The sequence below is a fragment of the Pseudomonas sp. FW305-7 genome (genome assembly GCF_058786735.1).
In genome coordinates, this window is the sequence record NZ_JBYSZA010000032.1 from 40,624 (window position 1) to 55,163 (window position 14,540).

Consider the following 14,540-nt stretch of genomic DNA (forward strand, 5'->3'; position numbering starts at 1 on the left):
CTTGCTTCAATCAACAGCAGAAGCGCTTTTGTAATACCGAAAAAATCTTACTCTTAACAAATTACTTTAACTTTCGAGCGCAGCTTTCAGTGCTGCATCAAGTTATAGGTCAAAAGTATCCGCCAGATTCTCGTTGCTCCTCCTTTTATGCTCCTAAATCTCCGTTCTGTAAGGGTTTTCCTTTAATCCGCGCCTTGACGGTGTGGTGGGCGCATTCCTATAGTGTGCGCAAGTGGCGGAAAGTGGCATGAAGTGGGTTTTTTGAGCTCAAAACGATAAAAATTGGAGAAACGCAGACGTGTTTCGCGGAGCTAACGCTATCAGTCTCGATGCAAAGGGCCGTCTCGCCATGCCGAGCCGGTACCGTGACGAGCTCGATTCGCGCAGTTCCGGCCAGTTGATCGTGACCATTGATGCCGTTGATCCGTGCCTGTGTGTCTATCCGCTCGACGAGTGGGAAATTATTGAAACCAAGTTGCGTGCGCTTCCTTCGCTTCGCGAAGAGAACCGTCGGCTGCAACGTTTGCTGATTGGTAATGCCGTCGACCTCGAACTCGATGGCAGTGGTCGTTTCCTGGTTCCACCGCGTCTGCGCGAGTACGCCAGGCTTGATAAGAAAGCGATGCTGGTGGGCCAACTGAACAAGTTCCAATTGTGGGACGAGGATGCCTGGAATGCGGTTTCTGCCGCTGACCTGGCTGCTATTCAACAACCGGGCGCGATGCCTGATGAACTGCGTGATTTGATCCTGTGACTATTGATAGCGGCTTTAACCACATCACCGTACTGCTTGACGAAGCCGTCGAGGCTCTCGCCGTACGTCCTGATGGCTGCTATCTGGACGGAACGTTCGGGCGCGGCGGACACAGCCGGCTGATCCTCAGCCAGCTCGGCACGGACGGTCGGCTCATCGGGTTCGACAAAGATCCACAAGCGATTGCCACCGGGCAAACGCTAGCGGCCGAAGACGGCCGCTTTGTCGTTGTGCAGCGCAGCTTTGCCGAGCTGGGTTCGGTAGTTGCCGAGCAGGGGCTGAGTGGCAAGGTCAGCGGCATTCTGCTCGACCTCGGCGTGTCTTCACCGCAGCTCGACGACGCTGAGCGCGGCTTCAGTTTCCTCAACGATGGCCCGCTGGACATGCGCATGGATCCGTCCCGTGGCATCAGTGCTGCCGAATTCGTCAACACCGCGCCGGCTGAGGAAATCGCCCGGGTGTTCAAGGAATACGGCGAAGAACGTTTCTCCGGTCGTATGGCTCGCGCCGTCGTCGAGCGTCGCGATATCAAACCGTTCGAGCGCACCGCCGATCTGGCTGAAGTGCTGAAAGTCGCCAACCCGGCGTGGGAAAAGGGCAAGAACCCGGCCACCCGTGCATTCCAGGGTTTGCGCATTCACGTCAACAACGAACTGGGCGATCTGGAAGCCGGCCTCGAAGCCGCACTCGAAGCCCTTGAAGTCGGCGGCCGTCTGGTGGTCATCAGCTTCCACTCGCTGGAAGACCGCATCGTCAAACTGTTCATGCGCAAGCTGGTGAAAGGCGAAGCCGACAACCTGCCGCGCAACCTGCCGGTTCGTCACGTAGCGTTCGAACCGAAAATCAAAGTCCATGGCAAAGCGCAGACGGCCTCCGACGCCGAACTCAAAGCCAACCCACGTTCCCGTAGCGCCGTCATGCGCGTCGCGGAGAAGCTGCGGTGAGCAAGCTTTTCGCCAAGCCACTGCCCGGCGGCAGCTTTCTGATGCTGCTGCTGTTCATCGGCGTGCTCGTGTCGGCCATCGCCGTGTCCTACAGCGCGCACTGGAACCGGCAGTTGCTCAACACCCTGTACAACGAACTCAGCGTGCGCGACAAGGCGCAGGCCGAGTGGGGCCGTTTGATTCTCGAACAAAGCACCTGGACCGCGCACAGCCGGATCGAAGTGCTGGCCACCGAACAACTGAAGATGCACATTCCCGGCGCGGCTGACGTGAAGATGGTGGCGCCATGATGAAACTCGAAGGCGCACTGTTCCCATGGCGCTTCCGCCTGATGGTGGCGCTGCTCGGCGTGATGGTTGCGGCGATCTGCTGGCGCATCATCGACCTGCAGGTGGTTGACCGTGACTTCCTCAAAGGTCAGGGCGATGCACGCAGCCTGCGCCATATCCCGATTCCTGCTCACCGTGGTCTGATCACCGACCGTAACGGCGAGCCTTTGGCCGTGAGTACCCCGGTGACCACGCTGTGGGCCAACGCCAAGGAAATGCAGACCGCCAAAGAGAAGTGGCCGGCACTCGCCGCCGCCCTGGGTCAGGACCCGAAAGCCCTGACCGAACGCCTCGAAGCGCAAGCCAACAAGGAATTCATTTATCTGGTGCGCGGGCTGACCCCTGAGCAGGGCCAGGCTGTACTCGATTTGAAAGTGCCGGGCGTCTACGGCATCGAAGAATTCCGCCGGTTCTACCCGGCCGGTGAAGTCACCGCGCACATGGTCGGGTTTACCGACATCGATGACCACGGTCGCGAAGGTGTCGAACTCGCTTATGACGAATGGCTCGCCGGAGTGCCGGGCAAACGACAGGTCATCAAGGATCGGCGCGGTCGGCTGATCAAGGATGTCCAGGTCACCAAAAACGCCAAGGCCGGCAAGCCCTTGGCGTTGTCCATTGACCTGCGTCTGCAATATCTGGCCAACCGCGAGCTGCGTAATGCGATCATCGAGAACGGCGCCAAGGCCGGCAGTCTGGTGATCATGGACGTGAAGACCGGCGAAATTCTCGCCATGGTCAACCAGCCGACCTACAACCCGAACAACCGTCGCAACCTGCAACCGGCGATGATGCGTAACCGCGCAATGATCGACGTGTTTGAACCGGGTTCGACCATGAAAGCCATCTCCATGAGCGCCGCGATCGAAACCGGCCGCTGGAAACCGAGCGATACCGTCGAGGTGTACCCGGGCTCCCTGCAGATCGGCAAGTACACGATCAAGGACGTTTCCAAGACCGAAGGTCCGGTACTCGACCTGACCGGCATCCTGATCAATTCCAGTAACGTCGGCATGAGTAAGGTCGCCTTCGATATCGGCGGCGAAACCATTTTCCGTCTCGCGCAGAAAGTCGGCCTTGGCCAGGACACCGGCCTCGGCTTCCCGGGTGAACGTGTCGGCAACCTGCCGAACTACCGCGAATGGCGCAAGGCTGAAACTGCCACGCTGTCTTACGGCTACGGTATTTCCGTGACCGCGATTCAGCTCGTTCACGCGTTCTCGGCGCTGGCCAACAATGGTCGTCTGGCGCCGTTGACCCTGATCAAAACCGACAAGCCGCCGCAAACCACGCAAGTGCTGCCGGAAGCGGTCGCGAAAACCATGCAAGGCATGCTGACGCAAGTGATCGAAGCCCCGCGCGGCGTGTTTCGTGCACAGGTGCCGGCGTACCACGTGGCCGGCAAATCGGGTACTGCGCGCAAGACTTCGGTGGGTACCAAGGGCTACGCCGAAAACTCTTACCGTTCGCTGTTCGCCGGTTTCGGGCCGATGAGCGATCCGCGTTACGCCATCGTTGTGGTGATCGATGAACCGTCCAAGGCCGGTTACTTCGGTGGTCTGGTTTCCGCACCGGTGTTCAGCCGTGTGATGTCCGGCACCCTGCGCCTGATGAACGTGACCCCGGACAACCTGCCGACGACACAACAGGCCAACGCCACCCCGGTCGTTCCGCTGAAAGCCAATGGAGGGCGCGGCTGATGTCATTAAGTCTGAACAAGATATTCCCCCACGCCGGCCACGATCTGTTGATCCGTGAATTGGCGCTGGATAGTCGCAACGTACGCGCGGGCGACCTGTTCCTCGCGGTGCCTGGCGGCAAATTCGATGGCCGTGCGCACATTGCCGATGCTCTGGCGCGCGGCGCGGCGGCCGTGGCCTATGAAGTGGAAGGCGCCACTGTGCTGCCGATCACCGATGTGCCGCTGATTCCGGTCAAAGGTCTGGCGGCGCAGCTGTCGGATATCGCCGGGCGTTTTTACGGCGAGCCAAGCCATCACCTGAACCTGATCGGCGTGACCGGCACCAACGGCAAGACCAGCGTGACCCAATTGGTCGCGCAGGCACTGGATCTGCTTGGCCAGCATTGCGGCATCGTTGGAACCCTCGGTTCCGGCTTCTATGGCGCACTGGAAAGCGGTCTGCACACCACGCCGAATCCGATCGCCGTACAAGCGACCCTGGGCGACCTGAAAAAGGCCGGCGCCAAAGCCGTGGCCATGGAGGTCTCGTCCCACGGTCTGGATCAGGGCCGGGTGACTGCGCTGGCTTTCGACGTGGCGGTGATGACCAACCTGTCCCGCGATCATCTGGATTATCACGGCACCATGGAGGCGTACGCCGAGGCCAAGGCCAAGCTGTTCGCCTGGAATGATCTGAAGTGCCGCGTGGTCAACCTCGACGACGATTTCGGCCGGCAACTGGCTGCCGAAAAACGCGAGTCGCGTTTGATCACCTACAGCCTGCTCGACAGCAGCGCCTACCTGTTTTGCCGCGAAGCGCAGTTCGACGACCACGGCGTGCGCGCCACGCTGGTAACGCCGCAGGGCGAACATCATCTGCGCAGCACCTTGCTCGGTCGCTTCAACCTGAGCAACGTATTGGCGGCGGTCGGTGCCTTGCTCGGTCTGGATTACGCGCTCGACGAAATTCTCAAAGTGCTGCCGAAACTCGAAGGTCCGGCCGGTCGCATGCAGCGTCTGGGCGGCGGCACTCAGCCGTTGGTGGTGGTCGATTACGCCCACACTCCGGATGCATTGGAAAAAGTTCTGACCGCTTTGCGCCCGCACGTCAAAGGCCAACTGCTGTGCCTGTTCGGCTGTGGCGGTGATCGCGATCGCGGCAAGCGTCCGTTGATGGCCGAAGTGGTCGAGCGTCTGGCCGATCAAGTGCTGGTCACCGACGACAACCCGCGCACTGAAGACCCGGCAGTAATTTTCGATGACATCCGCGCCGGTTTCACGGCTGTGGATAAAGTCACCTTCGTCGCCGGCCGTGGCCAGGCGATTGCGCAACTGATTGCCGGCGCTTCGGCGGATGACGTGATTGTGCTGGCGGGTAAAGGTCACGAGGACTATCAGGAAATCAACGGCGAGCGCCATGCCTTCTCTGATCTGGTCGAGGCCGATCACGCCCTGACCGCTTGGGAGGTGGCCCATGCTTAAGGCCCTGAAACTCAGCGAGTTGACCAACGCGCTCGACGCACGCCTGATCAGCGCCGATGCCAGTTTCGACGGCGTCAGCATTGACAGCCGTGCGATCAAATCCGGCCAACTGTTTATTGCCCTGACCGGCCCGCGTTTTGACGGTCATGACTATTTGAACGACGTCGCCGCCAAAGGCGCGGTGGCTGCGCTAGTCGAGCGTGAAGTCGCCGACAGCACGTTGCCGCAGTTGCTGGTCAAGGACACCCGTCAGGCCCTCGGCCAATTGGGCGCCTTGAACCGTGCCGCATTCACTCAGCCAGTCGCGGCCATCACCGGCTCCAGCGGCAAGACCACGGTCAAGGAAATGCTCGCGAGCATCCTGCGCACGCGCGGTCCGGTACTGGCGACCCGTGGCAATCTGAACAACGACCTCGGCGCGCCGCTGACCCTGCTCGAACTGGCCCCGGAACATACGGCGGCCGTGATCGAACTGGGTGCCTCGCGTCTGGGCGAAATCGCCTACACCGTCGGGCTGACCAAGCCGCATGTGGCGATCCTGAACAATGCCGGCACCGCGCACGTCGGTGAGTTCGGCGGCCCGGAAAAAATCGTCGAAGCCAAGGGCGAAATCATCGACGGGCTGGCGGCCGATGGCGTCGCCGTGCTTAACCTCGATGACAAGGCCTTCGGTATCTGGAAGATCCGTGCGGGCGCTCGCAAAGTGTTGACCTTCGCTTTGAGCAATTCGCAAGCTGACTTCTACGCCAGCGACTTGAGCACCGATGCCCGTGGTTGCCCAGCCTTCAATTTGCACACACCTGAAGGTGTCGAGCGCGTTCAACTGAACCTGCTCGGCACCCACAACGTTGCCAATGCCATGGCTGCCGCCGCCGCTGCGCACGCCCTGGGTGTGTCGCTGTTCGGCATCGCCACAGGGCTGGGCGCCGTGCAACCGGTCAAGGGTCGTACCGTTGCGCAACTGGCGAAAAACGGCATGCGCGTGATTGATGACACTTACAACGCAAACCCCACCTCGATGTGCGCGGCCGTTGATATACTCGCCGGCTTTTCCGGCCGCACCGTCCTGGTGCTCGGGGATATCGGCGAGTTGGGCGATTGGGCGGAGCAGGGGCACCGCGACGTGGGCGAGTACGCCCGGGGCAAGGTTTCCGCGCTTTATGCAGTCGGGCCAAACATGGTTCACGCCGTAAACGCTTTCGGTGAGCAGGCGCATCACTTCGGCACGCAAGCCGAACTGATCCAGGCCCTCGACGCCGAGCAGGACACAAACACCACTATTTTGATCAAGGGTTCGCGCAGTGCAGCGATGGAAAACATCGTTGCGGCTCTGTGCGGGTCCAGTCTGGAGAAACATTAATGCTGCTGCTGCTAGCGGAGTATCTGCAACAGTTCTACAAAGGCTTCGCGGTCTTCCAGTACCTGACCCTGCGCGGGATCCTCGGTGTGCTGACCGCGCTGGTTTTGTCGCTGTGCTATGGCCCGTGGATGATCCGCACTTTGCAGAACCGTCAGATCGGTCAATCCGTTCGTAACGATGGTCCGCAATCGCACTTGTCGAAATCCGGTACGCCGACCATGGGTGGCGCGCTGATTCTCTCTTCGATCGGCGTCAGCACTCTGCTCTGGGCTGACCTGAGCAACCGTTACGTCTGGACTGTTTTGCTGGTGACCCTGCTGTTCGGTGCCATCGGCTGGGTCGACGATTACCGCAAAGTCATCGAGAAGAATTCGCGTGGCCTGCCGAGCCGCTGGAAGTATTTCTGGCAATCGGTGTTCGGCCTCGGCGCGGCGATCTTCCTTTATATGACCGCTTCCACCCCAGTGGAAACGACACTGATCCTGCCGATGCTCAAGGACTACAGCATTCCGCTGGGCGCCGGCTTCATCGTGCTGACCTACTTTGTGATCGTCGGTTCGAGCAACGCGGTCAACCTCACCGACGGCCTCGACGGTCTGGCAATCATGCCAACCGTGATGGTCGGCGGTGGTCTGGGCATCTTCTGCTACTTGTCGGGTAACGTGAAATTCGCTGAATACCTGCTGATCCCGTATGTGCCGGGCGCGGGTGAGCTGATCGTGTTCTGCGGTGCGCTGATCGGTGCCGGTCTGGGCTTCCTGTGGTTCAACACCTATCCGGCGCAAGTGTTCATGGGCGACGTCGGTGCACTGGCACTCGGCGCAGCGTTGGGCACCATCGCGGTGATCGTCCGTCAGGAAATCGTCCTGTTCATCATGGGCGGCGTGTTCGTGATGGAAACCCTGTCAGTCGTCATTCAGGTTGCGTCCTTTAAGCTGACCGGTCGCCGTGTGTTCCGCATGGCGCCGATACACCACCACTTTGAACTCAAGGGCTGGCCCGAGCCGCGCGTGATCGTCCGTTTCTGGATCATCACCGTGATTCTCGTGCTGATCGGCCTTGCCACCCTGAAGCTGAGGTAGAACGAGTGTCTCTGATCGCTTCTGACCACTTCCGCATCGTTGTCGGCCTCGGCAAGAGCGGCATGTCCCTGGTTCGCTTCCTGGCGAACCGGGGCACGTCGTTTGCCGTGGCCGACACGCGGGAAAATCCACCGGAACTGGCCACGCTCAAGCGTGACTATCCGCACGTGGAAGTGCGTTGTGGCGAGCTGGACGTCGAATTCCTGTGCCGTGCCGACGAGCTCTACGTGAGTCCCGGCCTGGCGCTGGCGACCCCGGCCCTGCAAGCCGCCGCGGCCCGTGGCGTGAAACTGTCCGGCGACATCGAGCTGTTCGCGCGTAACGCGCAGGCGCCGATCGTAGCCATCAGCGGCTCCAACGCGAAAAGCACCGTCACCACCCTGGTCGGCGAGATGGCGGCTGCGGCCGGCAAACGCGTCGCTGTTGGCGGTAACCTCGGCACCCCGGCGCTGGACCTGCTCAGCGACGACGTCGAGCTGTACGTGATGGAGCTGTCGAGCTTCCAGCTGGAAACCACCGACCAGCTCAACGCTGAAGTGGCGACCGTGCTGAACATCAGCGAAGACCACATGGATCGCTACAGCGGTCTGCCGGCCTACCACCTCGCCAAGCACCGGATTTTCCGTGGCGCCAGGCAGTTCGTGGTCAACCGTCAGGATGCGCTGACCCGTCCGCTGATCGGCGAGGGCCAGCCATGCTGGACCTTCGGCCTGACCAAACCGGATTTCAAGGCATTCGGTATCCGCGAAGAAGATGGCGAGAAATATCTGGCCTTCGAATTCCAGAACCTGATGCCGGTGCGTGAGCTGAAGATTCGCGGCGCGCATAACCAGTCCAACGCCCTCGCGGCGCTGGCGCTCGGTCATGCGGTTGGCCTGCCGTTCGACGCCATGCTCTCGGCCTTGCGTACCTTTGCCGGCCTCGAACATCGCTGCCAGTGGGTGCGTGATCTCGACGGCGTCGCTTACTACAACGATTCCAAAGCCACCAACGTTGGCGCTGCACTGGCAGCCATCGAAGGCCTGGGCGCGGACATCGACGGCAAGGTGATTCTGATCGCCGGCGGCGATGGCAAGGGTGCCGAATTCAATGATCTGCGTGCTCCGGTGGCGGCCAACTGCCGCGCCGTGATCCTGATGGGCCGCGACTCCGACAAGATCGGCGAAGCCATCGGTGATGCCGTGCCATTGATTCGTGCGACCTCGCTGGTCGACGCCGTTGCGCAATGCCGCGCCGCCGCCCAGCCGGGTGATGTGGTGCTGTTGTCGCCGGCCTGCGCCAGTTTCGACATGTTCAAGAATTACGAAGACCGTGGTCACCAGTTCGTCCGCGCCGTGGAGGATCTGGCATGAGCCTGCGCAATATCATCAAGCCGTATCCGTCGCCGATCATCACCGGGCGCGGCATCGACCTCGACTTCCCGATGCTCGCCGGTTGTCTGGCGCTGCTCGGTCTCGGCCTGATCATGATTGCTTCGGCGTCCACCGAAGTGGGGGCGGCGCAGTCGGGCAGTGCCCTGTATTACATGACTCGCCACCTTATTTATGTGGTGTTGGGTCTGGGCGCGTGCATCGTCACCATGATGATTCCGATCGCCACTTGGCAGCGTCTGGGTTGGTTGATGCTGATCGGTGCATTCGGACTGTTGGTGATGGTGATCATCCCGGGCATCGGCCGCGAAGTGAACGGTTCGATGCGCTGGATCGGTTTCAGCTTCTTCAACGTGCAGCCGTCCGAGATCGCCAAAGTATTCGTGGTGATCTACCTCGCCGGTTATCTGGTGCGGCGTCAGAAAGAAGTGCGCGAGAGCTGGATGGGCTTCTTCAAGCCGTTCATCGTGCTGCTGCCAATGGCCGGTCTGTTGCTGATGGAGCCGGACTTCGGTGCCACCGTCGTGATGATGGGCGCAGCAGCGGCGATGCTGTTCCTCGGCGGGGTCGGCTTGTTCCGCTTTTCGCTGATGGTGGTGTTGGCGGTCGGCGCCGTGGTCTTGCTGATTCAGATGCAGCCGTACCGGATGGCGCGTCTGACCAACTTCGCCGACCCGTGGGCCGACCAGTTCGGCGCCGGTTATCAGTTGTCGCAAGCGTTGATTGCGTTCGGTCGCGGTGAGTGGCTCGGCGTCGGTCTGGGCAACAGCGTGCAGAAGCAGTTCTACCTGCCGGAAGCGCACACCGACTTCGTGTTCTCGGTTCTGGCCGAAGAACTGGGTGCGGTCGGTTCGTTGTGCACCGTGGCGCTGTTCGTGTTCGTGTGTATTCGCGGCATGTACATCGGCTTGTGGGCCGAAAAAGCCAAGCAGTTCTTCGCCGCGTATGTGGCTTACGGTCTGTCGTTCCTGTGGATCGGTCAGTTCCTGATCAACATCGGTGTGAACGTCGGTCTGCTGCCAACCAAGGGTCTGACCTTGCCGTTCCTCAGTTACGGCGGCAGCTCGCTGGTGATCTGCTGCGCCTGTCTTGGCTTGTTGCTGAGGATCGAGTGGGAGAGCCGAACCCACCTGGGCAGTGAAGAAATGGAATTCCATGAGAGCGACTTCGCCGAGGAGCCGAATCATGGGCGCTAACGTATTGATCATGGCCGGCGGAACCGGCGGCCACGTGTTCCCGGCGCTGGCTTGTGCCCGCGAGTTTCAGGCGCGCGGCTACACCGTGCACTGGCTCGGCACGCCACGCGGGATCGAAAACGAACTGGTGCCGGCCGCAGGGCTGGAACTGCACCGGATCAACGCCACTGGCCTGCGCGGCAAGGGCAAGCTGTCGCTGCTCAAGGCGCCCTTCATGCTGCTGAAATCGGTGTGGCAGGCGCGGGCGATCATTCGTCGCTTGAAGCCGGTTTGTGTGGTCGGCTTCGGTGGTTATGTGACTGGCCCCGGCGGTCTCGCCGCGAAACTGGCCGGTGTGCCGGTGATCGTTCACGAGCAGAACGCTGTGGCCGGCACCGCCAATCGGTTGCTGGTGCCGTTCGCCGCCCGGGTGTGTGAAGCGTTCCCCGACACCTTTACTCTGTCGGACACCCGCCGTACCACCGGAAACCCGGTGCGCAGCGAGCTGTTCCTCGACACATCGCGACCTGCTCTGGCGGGCCGCAAAGCGCGTTTGCTGATCCTCGGCGGAAGCCTGGGCGCAGAACCGTTGAACAAGTTGCTGCCTGAAGCCCTGGCCCAAGTCGCTGCCGATTTGCGCCCGGAAGTGTTTCATCAGGCCGGCAAAAACCACGATGAAGTGACTGCAGAGCGCTACCGCGCCGCCGGCGTGGAAGCGCAGGTGCAGCCGTTCATCAAAGACATGGCCCAGGCCTATGGCTGGGCTGACCTGGTGGTGTGCCGTGCAGGCGCGTTGACCATCAGTGAGCTGGCTGCCGCCGGTCTGCCCTCGATGCTGGTGCCTTTGCCCCACGCGATCGACGATCACCAGACCCGCAACGCCGATTATTTGGCCCGCGAAGGCGCTGCCTTCCTGATGCCGCAAAGAACGACTGGTGCCGCGGACCTTGCCGCGCGCCTGACAGAGGTCTTGATGCAACCGCAACGACTCGAAGATATGGCCCAAGCGGCCCGCCGTCTGGCGAAACCCGATGCCACCCGTAGCGTGGTCGATACCTGCCTGGAGGTGGCCCATGGTTGAGAATCAGAAAGCCATGCCGCAACCGGAAATGCGCCGCATCCGTCGCATCCACTTCGTCGGTATCGGCGGCGTGGGCATGTGCGGGATTGCCGAAGTGTTGTTGAACCTGGGCTATGAAGTGTCCGGTTCCGACCTGAAAGCGTCGCCGGTCACCGAGCGTCTGGAGTCGTTCGGCGCACACATCTACATCGGCCACCGTGCCGAAAACGCTGCGACCGCCGATGTGCTGGTGGTGTCGAGCGCTGTGAACACCTCCAACCCGGAAGTCGCGACTGCGCTTGAGCGTCGTATCCCGGTGGTGCCGCGTGCCGAAATGCTCGCCGAGCTGATGCGCTATCGCCACGGCATCGCCGTCGCCGGTACTCACGGCAAAACCACCACCACCAGCCTGATCGCTTCGGTGTTCGCCGCCGGTGGTCTGGATCCGACCTTCGTGATCGGTGGCCGTTTGAATGCGGCGGGCACCAATGCCCAGCTCGGCACCAGCCGTTACCTGATCGCCGAAGCCGACGAAAGCGATGCGAGCTTCCTGCACCTGCAACCGCTGGTGGCCGTGGTCACCAACATCGACGCCGACCACATGGCGACCTACGACGGTGACTTCAACAAACTGAAGAAAACCTTCGTCGAGTTCCTGCACAACCTGCCGTTCTACGGTTTGGCGGTGATGTGCCTGGACGATCCGGTGGTGCGCGAAATCCTCCCGTTGGTCAAACGTCCGACCGTGACCTATGGCTTCAGCGAAGACGCCGACGTGCGCGCGATCAACGTGCGCCAGCAAGGCATGCAGACCTTCTTCACCGTGCTGCGTCCTGACCGCGAGCCGCTGGATGTTTCCGTGAACATGCCGGGCAACCACAACGTGCTCAACTCGCTGGCGACCATTTGCATCGCCACTGACGAAGGCGTCAGTGACGAAGCCATCGTCCAGGGCCTGTCGGGCTTCCAGGGTGTTGGTCGACGTTTCCAGGTCTATGGCGAATTGCCGGTGGACGGCGGCAACGTGATGCTGGTCGACGACTACGGTCATCACCCGACCGAAGTCGCCGCCGTGATCAAAGCCGTGCGCGGTGGCTGGCCGGAGCGCCGTCTGGTGATGGTTTACCAGCCGCACCGTTACAGCCGCACCCGCGATCTGTACGACGACTTCGTCAATGTACTGGCCGATGCCAACGTGCTGCTGCTGATGGAAGTCTATCCGGCGGGCGAAGAGCCGATCCCGGGTGCCGACAGCCGGAAACTGTGCAACAGCATCCGCCAGCGCGGTCAGCTCGACCCGATCTACATCGAGCGTGGCGTCGATCTGGCGCCGCTGGTCAAGCCGCTGCTGCGTGCCGGCGACATTCTGCTGTGCCAGGGCGCCGGTGATATCGGCGGCCTCGCGCCGAAGCTGCTGAAAAGTGAATTGTTCGCTGGCGCCGTGGCGGCGTCGGTCGAGGGGAAGTTGAAATGACTGCTGCCTACGCCAAGCTGTTTTCCACTGTCGCGCCGAAAGACTTCGGCCGCGTCGCCGTGCTCTTCGGCGGTCTGAGTGCCGAGCGTGAGGTGTCGCTGAAATCCGGTAACGCCGTGCTCGACGCGCTGCAAAGCGCTGGCGTGGACGCGTTCGGCATCGACGTTGGCACCGATATTCTGCAGCGTCTGCTGAGTGAAAAAATCGACCGCGCGTTCATCATTCTTCACGGCCGTGGCGGTGAAGACGGCAGCATGCAGGGCTTGCTCGAAGTCGCCGGGATTCCCTACACCGGCAGCGGCATTCTGGCCTCGGCGCTGGCGATGGACAAACTGCGCACCAAGCAGGTCTGGCACAGCCTCGGGATTCCGACGCCGCGTCACGCCGTGCTGTGCAGCGAAGCCGATTGTATTTCCGCGGCGACGGAACTGGGCTTCCCTTTGATCGTCAAACCGGCGCATGAAGGTTCAAGTATCGGGATGGCCAAAGTGAGTTCTGCGTCCGAGTTGATCGACGCATGGAAAGCGGCCAGTACCTACGATTCGCAAGTTTTGGTTGAGCAATGGATTCAAGGTCCGGAGTTCACCATCGCCACCCTGCGTGACCAGGTGTTGCCTCCGATTGCCCTGGGTACACCGCACACGTTCTACGACTACGACGCCAAGTACATCGCCAACGATACCCAGTACCGCATTCCGTGCGGGCTGGACGCGGACAAAGAACAGGAACTCATGGATCTCACGGCCAAGGCCTGTGAGGCGCTGGGTATTGCCGGTTGGGGCAGGGCGGACGTGATGCAGGACGCCGACGGGCAGTTCTGGTTCCTCGAAGTGAATACCGCCCCGGGCATGACCGATCACAGCCTGGTGCCGATGGCGGCCCGTGCGGCCGGTCTGGATTTCCAGCAACTGGTTCTGGCCATTCTGGCCGCCAGTGTTGAAGACGCTAGAGGTTAAGACGATGCAAGGCGCTCAGCTCAGACATCAGCCACCCGCACCCGGCCGCAAGCCGGTGCCGCGGGGTGCCAGCCGAATGGTGGCGAAAGAGCCGATGTCCGCGCGCCTGCCGAAAGCCAACTTCGGTTTTCTCAAAAGCCTGTTCTGGCCAGTGCTGCTGGTGGCACTCGGGTTCGGTACTTACGAAGGCGCACAGCGTTTGCTGCCGTATGCCGACCGGCCGATCACCAAGATCGCCGTGCAGGGCGACCTGAGCTACATCAGCCAGCAAGCGGTGCAACAGCGAATCGCCCCGTACGTGGCGTCTAGCTTCTTCACCATCGACCTGGCGGGCATGCGCACCGAGCTTGAGCAAATGCCCTGGATCGCCCACGCCGAAGTGCGCCGGGTGTGGCCGGATCAAGTGGTGATCCGCCTCGAAGAGCAACTGCCGGTGGCCCGTTGGGGCGACGAGTCGTTGCTGAACAACCAGGGCCAGGCGTTTACGCCAAAGGAGCTGGCGAACTACGAACACCTGCCACAGCTGTTCGGCCCTCAACGGGCTCAGCAGCAAGTGATGCAGCAGTATCAGGTCTTGAGCCAGATGCTGCGGCCGTTGGGCTTCTCGATCGCACGCCTGGAATTGCGTGAACGCGGAAGCTGGTTCCTGACCACCGGTGCCGGCAGCTCCGGCCCCGGCATCGAGTTGCTGCTGGGACGCGGCAACCTGGTGGAAAAGATGCGCCGCTTCATCGCCATCTATGACAAGACGCTCAAAGAACAGATTACGAACATTGCGCGCATCGATCTGCGCTACGCCAACGGCCTCGCTGTTGGCTGGCGGGAACCAGTAGCGCCGACGACAGCCCAACCCGCTGTCGCAAAGAATTAAGA

At 61.4% G+C, this 14,540-nt stretch carries 13 protein-coding genes; all 13 read left to right on the forward strand.

Features of this window, described 5'->3' with window-relative positions:
- Positions 1-298 precede the first annotated feature (298 nt).
- Genes mraZ through AC3WMT_RS26890 form a run of 13 tightly spaced genes read left to right on the forward strand, consistent with a single transcriptional unit; the run spans position 299 to position 14,538 of the window.
- Positions 299-754, forward strand: coding sequence for a division/cell wall cluster transcriptional repressor MraZ (mraZ, locus tag AC3WMT_RS26830; RefSeq protein WP_103306219.1), 456 nt, complete (start codon positions 299-301; stop codon positions 752-754).
- Positions 751-1,698 carry a 16S rRNA (cytosine(1402)-N(4))-methyltransferase RsmH gene (gene rsmH, locus AC3WMT_RS26835; RefSeq protein ID WP_371919332.1) on the forward strand — a complete coding sequence of 316 codons (948 nt, stop codon included), beginning with the start codon at positions 751-753 and terminating at the stop codon, positions 1,696-1,698. The genes mraZ and rsmH overlap by 4 nt, the downstream gene beginning before the upstream one ends.
- Positions 1,695-1,988 carry a cell division protein FtsL gene (ftsL, locus tag AC3WMT_RS26840; RefSeq protein WP_007917008.1) on the forward strand — a complete coding sequence of 98 codons (294 nt, stop codon included), beginning with the start codon at positions 1,695-1,697 and terminating at the stop codon, positions 1,986-1,988. Before rsmH ends, ftsL begins: the two co-directional genes overlap by 4 nt.
- On the forward strand, positions 1,988-3,727 hold the full coding sequence (locus AC3WMT_RS26845; protein ID WP_177431450.1) for a peptidoglycan D,D-transpeptidase FtsI family protein: 1,740 nt from the start codon (positions 1,988-1,990) through the stop codon (positions 3,725-3,727). Before ftsL ends, AC3WMT_RS26845 begins: the two co-directional genes overlap by 1 nt.
- Positions 3,727-5,190, forward strand: a complete 1,464-nt coding sequence (locus tag AC3WMT_RS26850; RefSeq protein ID WP_103306217.1) for a UDP-N-acetylmuramoyl-L-alanyl-D-glutamate--2,6-diaminopimelate ligase — start codon at positions 3,727-3,729, stop codon at positions 5,188-5,190. Before AC3WMT_RS26845 ends, AC3WMT_RS26850 begins: the two co-directional genes overlap by 1 nt.
- On the forward strand, positions 5,183-6,550 hold the full coding sequence (locus AC3WMT_RS26855; RefSeq protein WP_103306216.1) for a UDP-N-acetylmuramoyl-tripeptide--D-alanyl-D-alanine ligase: 1,368 nt from the start codon (positions 5,183-5,185) through the stop codon (positions 6,548-6,550). Before AC3WMT_RS26850 ends, AC3WMT_RS26855 begins: the two co-directional genes overlap by 8 nt.
- The gene (mraY, locus tag AC3WMT_RS26860; protein ID WP_103306215.1) at positions 6,550-7,632 is read left to right on the forward strand and encodes a phospho-N-acetylmuramoyl-pentapeptide-transferase; all 1,083 of its coding nucleotides are present in this window, start codon (positions 6,550-6,552) and stop codon (positions 7,630-7,632) included. The genes AC3WMT_RS26855 and mraY overlap by 1 nt, the downstream gene beginning before the upstream one ends.
- Positions 7,633-7,637: 5 nt before the next feature.
- Positions 7,638-8,984 (forward strand): UDP-N-acetylmuramoyl-L-alanine--D-glutamate ligase, encoded by a 1,347-nt coding sequence (gene murD / locus AC3WMT_RS26865; RefSeq protein ID WP_103306214.1) that lies wholly within the window; start codon positions 7,638-7,640, stop codon positions 8,982-8,984.
- On the forward strand, positions 8,981-10,198 hold the full coding sequence (ftsW, locus tag AC3WMT_RS26870; RefSeq protein WP_103306213.1) for a putative lipid II flippase FtsW: 1,218 nt from the start codon (positions 8,981-8,983) through the stop codon (positions 10,196-10,198). Before murD ends, ftsW begins: the two co-directional genes overlap by 4 nt.
- Positions 10,188-11,258, forward strand: a complete 1,071-nt coding sequence (gene murG, locus AC3WMT_RS26875; RefSeq protein WP_007916994.1) for an undecaprenyldiphospho-muramoylpentapeptide beta-N-acetylglucosaminyltransferase — start codon at positions 10,188-10,190, stop codon at positions 11,256-11,258. Before ftsW ends, murG begins: the two co-directional genes overlap by 11 nt.
- Entirely contained in the window at positions 11,251-12,711 is a 1,461-nt protein-coding gene (gene murC, locus AC3WMT_RS26880; protein ID WP_007961634.1) for a UDP-N-acetylmuramate--L-alanine ligase, read from the forward strand. Before murG ends, murC begins: the two co-directional genes overlap by 8 nt.
- Entirely contained in the window at positions 12,708-13,667 is a 960-nt protein-coding gene (locus AC3WMT_RS26885) for a D-alanine--D-alanine ligase (protein WP_103306212.1), read from the forward strand. The genes murC and AC3WMT_RS26885 overlap by 4 nt, the downstream gene beginning before the upstream one ends.
- A 4-nt stretch (positions 13,668-13,671) precedes the next feature.
- Positions 13,672-14,538: a cell division protein FtsQ/DivIB gene (locus AC3WMT_RS26890; RefSeq protein WP_103306211.1), complete on the forward strand. Its 867-nt coding sequence runs from the start codon at positions 13,672-13,674 to the stop codon at positions 14,536-14,538.
- Positions 14,539-14,540: the final 2 nt, after the last annotated feature.

Excerpts from the sequence above, each read along its gene's own strand:
- AC3WMT_RS26845 (WP_177431450.1), top strand. The coding sequence starts at position 1,988 with ATGAAACTCGAAGGCGCACTGTTCCCATGGCGCTTCCGCCTGATGGTG.
- AC3WMT_RS26850 (WP_103306217.1), top strand. The coding sequence starts at position 3,727 with ATGTCATTAAGTCTGAACAAGATATTCCCCCACGCCGGCCACGATCTG.
- murG (WP_007916994.1), top strand. The coding sequence starts at position 10,188 with ATGGGCGCTAACGTATTGATCATGGCCGGCGGAACCGGCGGCCACGTG.
- mraY (WP_103306215.1), top strand. The coding sequence starts at position 6,550 with ATGCTGCTGCTGCTAGCGGAGTATCTGCAACAGTTCTACAAAGGCTTC.
- AC3WMT_RS26890 (WP_103306211.1), top strand. The coding sequence starts at position 13,672 with ATGCAAGGCGCTCAGCTCAGACATCAGCCACCCGCACCCGGCCGCAAG.
- AC3WMT_RS26855 (WP_103306216.1), top strand. The coding sequence starts at position 5,183 with ATGCTTAAGGCCCTGAAACTCAGCGAGTTGACCAACGCGCTCGACGCA.
- AC3WMT_RS26885 (WP_103306212.1), top strand. The coding sequence starts at position 12,708 with ATGACTGCTGCCTACGCCAAGCTGTTTTCCACTGTCGCGCCGAAAGAC.
- murC (WP_007961634.1), top strand. The coding sequence starts at position 11,251 with ATGGTTGAGAATCAGAAAGCCATGCCGCAACCGGAAATGCGCCGCATC.
- ftsW (WP_103306213.1), top strand. The coding sequence starts at position 8,981 with ATGAGCCTGCGCAATATCATCAAGCCGTATCCGTCGCCGATCATCACC.